Origin of the sequence: Streptomyces sp. NPDC002785 (assembly GCF_040295565.1) — a bacterium.
Classification (GTDB): Bacteria; Actinomycetota; Actinomycetes; order Streptomycetales; family Streptomycetaceae; genus Streptomyces.
On sequence record NZ_JBEOVN010000036.1, the window covers coordinates 40,718 to 46,905 of the forward strand.

Here is a 6,188-nt window from a genome sequence, read left to right on the forward strand (position 1 = left end):
TTTGGTGAAAAGCACACGAAAGGGTGATCGGCACCCACCCCCCAATTGACGCCTTATTGGTGGAAATCGGGCAACTTCAAGGAAGTTGTGAGGCTCGGAGCCATCCGCCACCGCCCTGCGGTCACCAACGAACCCTGCCACGAAGGCCAGTGAACAGATACGCACAGATCAGGACCGACAACGACAACGCAGCCCCCACCGGGTGTGCCACCACGCGCACGACAGCTGCCACCCATCGATCCGTCTCCTGCAGCCAGCGCGGCCACACCAGCTCGCGGAGCCTGGCCGGAAGCCCGACGACCCAGCGAGAGGCCAAACCCGTCAGCAAGCTCTGGACGATCGGCACAACGAGCACAGGAACGGCCAGTACAGCAGTGACACCGGCCGCCGTCACTCTGAAGACTCCGGCGGCCAGGAGGCCCACCCAGGCACAGCCCACGGCCAGTCCCGCCCAACTCGTGCCCAGATACACCGAATTCGGTGGAACCTTGATCAAACCGTTGCCGTACACAAGATGAAGGGCTTCGGCGGAAGCCAGCACGACAGCCAGCGCAAGCATCAGGGCGACGCCCGCTGACACCACCAGCTTGGCAAGGAGCAAGCCCAGGCGGCTGGGGACGGTCCCTCGGCCCGCCGCGAGCGCGGGGTAGCGGAACTCGTCACCGAACGAGAGGGCGCCGAGCAGTCCGGCCCCGACCGCTGCCGGCGGCAATGGCAGCAGCGAGGGCCACGCCGCCAACACCTTCGGCAGCTGAGCATGACCGGAGCGGGCGAGGAGGACGGAGAGCCCGACCGAGGCTGCCAGAACAGCAGCCATGATCACGGCTGTTGTTCTGACACCGAGGAGGCGGCGCAGTTCGTATCGCAGCGGGTGGAACGGGCCGCGGGGCGGGCGGCGGCGGATCGGCGGCGGCAGTTCCGAGCCGGCCGCCTGCGCGGCCGGTCGCGGCTCGGCTCGCCCTTCGCCTTCGCCGACGGCGGGATCTGCGGGATCTGCAGGTTGTGTGGGACCGGTGTCGCCGACCTCGTCGGCGAGTCGGTGCACCGGGAGCCCGTGCCGGAATGCCGCGTCGCCGATCTCCGCGCAGGTGGAGCCGCACACGGAGAGGAGGCTGCTCGCTTCGGTGACCACCTCGACCGAGCGCCTGGCCGCTCGGGCCTCGCGGCTGACGACGGCGGCAAGACGGGCTGCGTGCGGGGTACGGACCGCGACCCAGGGGCGAAGTCGGGTCCGGGAGAAGTCCCTGAGGCTCTGGTCGGCGACGAGACGTCCGCCGTCGATGGTGACCACATGGTCGGCAGCCCGCGCGGCCTCCTTGGGATCGGTCGTGGTGTACAGAACGGTCCCGCCCTGGGCGGCATGGGTCTGCAGCAGCTCGTGCAACCAGCACTCCTCGCGCGGAGAGAGACCTTCTGTGGGGTCGTCGAGGATGAGCGTGTGCGGGTCGCCGAGCAGGGCACAAGCGAGGGCGAGCAGGCGGTCCATGCCGAGCGAGAGTGTGCCGATGCGCTGGTCCCGGAGTCCGGCAAGGCCGACGGCCTCGAGCAGCTCGTCGGCCCGGGACGCCGGTACACCAGCGGCGGCGCAGAGCATGCGGAGCTGGCCGCGGGCGGGGTGACCTGGCACGTCCCCGAGGAGTACGCCCACCTCACGCGCGGGGTGCGGGATGCGGTGCAGTGGTCTGCCCCGGAAGTAGGTAACCCCCCGCCCCGAGTCGAGTTCGAGCATCAGGCGGAGGGCTGCGGTCTTGCCCGGGCCGGGGGCACCCAGAAGTGCGGTGACGCGGCCGGGCCGGGCGTCGAAGGTGAGATCGTCCACGGCGGCCGGAAGGCCGCGACGACGGGTGCTGGTGAGTCCGATGGCCTGGAGCATCGCTTCTCTCGCGGAAGGTGAGACCGCTCGGCGACAGGGCGGGTACCGCAGCAAGATAACGCGACATATTCGACTTTTTGCGCAGCATCGACCTCGCGGGCGTTCCGCGAGGTCAGACCTCTGGCCTCAGCATCGGCGGGTTGAGCACCGTAGCCGCACCGGCCCGGAAGAGCTGGGCAGGGCGGCCTCCCTGCCGAGTCGTCGTCCCGCCGGCAGGCACCAGGAAGCCGGGCGTGCCTGTCACCTTGCGGTGAAAGTTCCGCGGGTCGAGAACGACGCCCCACACCGCCTCGTACACCCTCCGAAGCTCGCCGACCGTGAAAGCCGGCGGGCAGAAAGCGGTGGCCAGAGAGGAGTACTCGATCTTGGAGCGCGCCCGTTCGACGCCGTCGGCAAGGATCTGCGCATGATCGAAGGCCAGCGGGGCCTGGTTTTCGCCCTCATGGCCGAAGCCACCCTCCGGTCCGAGCAGATCCTCGACGGGCGCCCAACGCGCACTGTTCGCATCGCCACCTGCCCGGGGGGCCGGAAGATCGGGGGCCAGAGCGAGGTGAGCGACGCTGACGACCCTCATCCGGGGGTCCCGCCCGGGGTCGCCGTAGGTGGCGAGCTGTTCGAGATGGGCACCGTTGCCGACCGCTGGGGCTGCCGGATCCTGGGCACACAGGCCGGTCTCCTCGACGAGCTCGCGCGCTGCTGCGGCTCCGAGATCCTCATCGGCTTTGACGAACCCGCCGGGCAGCGCCCATCGGCCCTGGAACGGCGGCTCACCGCGGCGCACCACCAGCGCGCAGAGCGCATGACGGCGCACCGTGAGCACGACCAGGTCGACGGTGACAGCGAAGGGCGGGAAGGTCGACGGGTCGTAGGGCGGCATGCCGTGATCATAGTCGTCTGCCTGACGATAAACACTCCCTTCGCCGTGCTCTTCGTCCGTCATGACGCCGGATTCCTCGCTGGGGCCCAGGCTTGCTCACCGGCCGGGAATCTCCGGGCGCCGGCCGCCGACGCCCTGGAGATCACAGAGTCCTCGTACCATGGCGACTCCTGCTGGCCATCCCCTGCGGCACAAGGGGCGCTCCGCAGCCACCTTCGGTCGGCACCGGCTTCACCGCAGCGGGCCGTGTCCCCCCTCAAGCCCGTGTCATACGGAGCGCCGGCCGCCCACACCGCGTACCGCCGCAGCACCCAGGCCGCCTCACAGCCTCCGGCGAGGGCCGTCGACGACGACAACCCGGGCTCGGCGGGCCCCGTCAGGCGGGGAGAGCCGCTGGGCCGGGGCGACGAGGCACGGGAGTCATCGACCGCTCCTGGACCCGCGACGGCTGGGGGAGGCTTGCCCGGGCCTGCGCCGGGTAGCGGCCGTTTCGGGGCGGGCGGAGCCGGATGGGGTCTTCCTTCGTCGCGCGGCGGTCGGGCGTGCCGTGCGGGGCCGCGTGCTCCGGTCCGTACGGTGGCCGCGACGGCCCGTCCGGGCACTGCGCTCCCCCCGCAGACAGCGGCGCAGCGTCTCCGGATCAAGGCCTTGGTTGCACGCCTCATGGAGAAGTTGAGCAAAGGTGTACCCGGGATCCACCCGCAGGGCGAGACCCAGCGCAACCCGTGCGCCCGGCTCATCGCCCGTCGACCAGGAGACCCAGCCGGCCAGGGTCAGCGGCGCCGCGGCGTGCTCTTCGTACGGTGCGACGCAGCGACGGGACAGCGCCCGCCAGAGCCGCAGGGCGGAATCGGCTTCGGGCCCTTCCATCCATTCCGCGGCCTTGTCGCGGGTTTCCCGGTCCTGCAGACCGAGGATCACCGCAGCGGCCTCGTCATGACTGATCAGCCGGTCGTCATTGATGTCCGACGTGGAGGGCACCGGCACCGGCGCCTCCCTGAGGCGTTTCATGAGCCTTCGGGCAAGCCCCAAGGTGTCTCGGGCCACGTCTTTGCGTCCCACCCCGTCGAGGATCTTCGGCACCAGCTCGGCCCCGGCCGAGTCAAGCGCCCGTTGCTGCTCTGCAGCCGCCTTCGTGTTCAGGGGAGCAAGCCGGGCCTCCATCTCCCGAAGCGTTCCACGCACTTGAATGCCCGCGTAAGCAGCGGCGGCTGCCATCACCGAGGTGCCGGGCAGAGCCAGCTGGTTCCCTTCGGTCGGGCAGCAACGCCCGTCCGGGCAGCAGTACGACCAGTACCGGCCGTCAGAGATGCAGAGCGCTTCGAGCACAGGTACGTCGAGCGCACCGCAGGCCGTACGCAGACGCTGGGCAAAGGGCCTCAGTCGCTCCATGATCTGACTGCCGCTCTCGCCTTCGGCAGGATCCTGGCAGAGGAAGATAACGATCGCGTCAGGGCGCTCCCCACGCCGCTCGCTCCCCTTGATCAGGCACTCGGCAAGCTGCTCGGCAACGGGCGGCCATTCTTGAGGTGACTGCGGGATGCCGAGCCTGAGTCGCCCGCCGAAGCGGCCGCGGCCGCCGTGCAGGGCGACCATGACCACGCTGTCGTTCGGGTGGAACCCCATGAGATAGGGAAGGGCATCGGCGAGTTCGGCAGGCCCCCGCAGGGTGATCTGCTGCTCGTCGGCCGGACCGGTGGATTCGTGGTGCTGGTTCATGGCACGACCGTCCCGCGGGAGGCCAGATTCCGCGACCCCTGTGGATAACTTTATCCACAGGGGTCCGAGGCCGTTCGCGGTTTGTCGTAGCCATCAGATTGCATGGGGTCATGACCAATGCGCGCAGCCGACGGCCGCGAGCCCGTCCCGGTGCTGCGGCCGGACTGGTCGGGGGCGCCCTGCTGAACGAAGCGTTCAGTGACGACGAACCCGACGTGATCGTCAACAACTACTACGAGGAAGACTGACAGGTTGATCCCGCACGCGCCCGGCCGTCCTCGTCGCAGCGCTGGACAGCAGCGGGGCGGGCGCCCTGAAGGAACACGGACGGCCGGGCCGCGCCCCTGGACTTGAGCGGCACGGTGCGGGGACGACAAGGCGGCGCTGACGGGAGAATCGGCACCAGTAGCCAAGTACCCTGTCGATGTGCCGGGTTCGGCCGAGGGCGGGATCTTCGGGCAGCCGCAGCTGTGTTTCCAGGGCAGCGACGTCGCCTCCGGCAGCGGCACCACCGTGGTCGTGGCCACCGGGGCCCACACGCTGTTCGCCTGCGGACAGCAGGAGCTTGGGCGCCGCGAGACGAGCGCTTCGACCGTTCCGTGCGTGGCATCTCCTGGGTCCTGATCCGGTTCATGTTGCTCACCCCGCCGCTGGTGCTGATGGCGAACGCGGCGCTGCGCGACCGCGGTCTGGAGACGCTGCCGTTCGCCGTTGCCGTGGCGGTCGGACTGACTCCGGAGATGCTGCCGGTCATCGTCACCACGTGTCTGGCCCGCGGAGCGTCACTGCTGGCCCGTACCCACGGCGTGATCGTGAAGCGGCTGCCCGCGCTGCATGACCTCGGCGCCGTCGACGTGCTGTGCCTGGACAAGACCGGCACTCTCACCCAGGACCGGCCGGTCGTCGACCGTGCCTTCGACGGGGACGGCCGGGACGCCCCCCAGGTGCTGGACTGGGCCGCCGTGAACGCCTGGTGGACTCTTCAGCTCGCCGACCTGCCTGCGCCGGACGCCCTCGACGAGGCGATCCTGGACGTCTGTGTGCTTCGACACGGCCCAGCTCGCGTACACCTACGACCGGCCCGCGCCGGATGTCCTGGAGCGGCCCACCGCGCTGCGGCCGGGCAACCTCCTGCGCTTCATCACCGGTTTCGGTGTGCTCAACGCGGTCGCCGACCTGGCCACCTTCGCCGTCCTCGCATTCGCCCTCGACGGGCCCGGCACGGGGGACGACGAGGCGGCGTTCCACTCCGGCTGGTTCACGGAGAACCTGCTCACGCAAGCGCTGGTGATGCTGCTCCTGCGGCTCGGTCGCCGCAGCGCGCGGGGCCGGGCACCGGGCGCGGTCGGCTGGGCCGCGATCGCGCTCGCCGTCGTCGGCCTGCTGCTCCCGGTCTCCCCGCTCGGCCCGCTGCTCAGCATGACGCCGCTGCCGGTCCTCTACTACCCGCTGCTCGCTGCCGTCCTCGCTCTGTACGCGGCTGCCCTCGTGGTCATCAGGACACGTTACGGACGGCGTCGCCGGCCCGAAGGCACCGAGTCATGAGTCTCGTTCACCGCTCATCATCCAGTCGTCGGCGCCCACCCTCGCGATCCGGCGCTCCGCGGGGCTGACCAGTCCGGTCTCGCGGGCGAGGACGACGGCCTGGACGCGGTCGCGGAAGGTAGTCGGGGAGCGAGAGCTTCATATCGCCACGTTCATCGAGGTCACACGCCTGAA

Annotated in this window: 4 protein-coding genes and 1 pseudogene; 2 read left to right on the plus strand and 3 right to left on the minus strand. The window is 70.1% G+C overall.

Going from position 1 to position 6,188, the window contains the following annotated elements; genetic code table 11:
• Positions 1-121: 121 nt before the first annotated feature.
• The 3 genes from ABTZ94_RS12205 to ABTZ94_RS12215 form a co-directional block, all read right to left on the minus strand.
• Positions 122-1,873, minus strand: a complete 1,752-nt coding sequence (locus ABTZ94_RS12205) for an ATP-binding cassette domain-containing protein (RefSeq protein ID WP_351200140.1) — start codon at positions 1,871-1,873, stop codon at positions 122-124.
• 112 nt (positions 1,874-1,985) lie between these two features.
• A complete protein-coding gene (locus tag ABTZ94_RS12210; protein ID WP_266357133.1) occupies positions 1,986-2,750 on the minus strand; it encodes an NUDIX hydrolase in 765 nt (254 codons plus the stop codon).
• A 420-nt stretch (positions 2,751-3,170) separates the two neighbouring features.
• Positions 3,171-4,469, minus strand: coding sequence for a DUF4192 domain-containing protein (locus tag ABTZ94_RS12215; protein ID WP_351200143.1), 1,299 nt, complete (start codon positions 4,467-4,469; stop codon positions 3,171-3,173).
• 110 nt (positions 4,470-4,579) lie between these two features.
• Here ABTZ94_RS12215 and ABTZ94_RS12220 point away from each other — a divergent pair, with 110 nt between their 5' ends.
• Both ABTZ94_RS12220 and ABTZ94_RS12225 read left to right on the plus strand, forming a co-directional pair.
• Positions 4,580-4,717 (plus strand): hypothetical protein, encoded by a 138-nt coding sequence (locus ABTZ94_RS12220; RefSeq protein ID WP_351200145.1) that lies wholly within the window; start codon positions 4,580-4,582, stop codon positions 4,715-4,717.
• Positions 4,718-4,844: 127 nt separating this feature from the next.
• A pseudogene (locus ABTZ94_RS12225) lies at positions 4,845-6,014 on the plus strand (cation transporting ATPase C-terminal domain-containing protein); the annotation flags it as partial.
• Positions 6,015-6,188 lie beyond the last annotated feature (174 nt).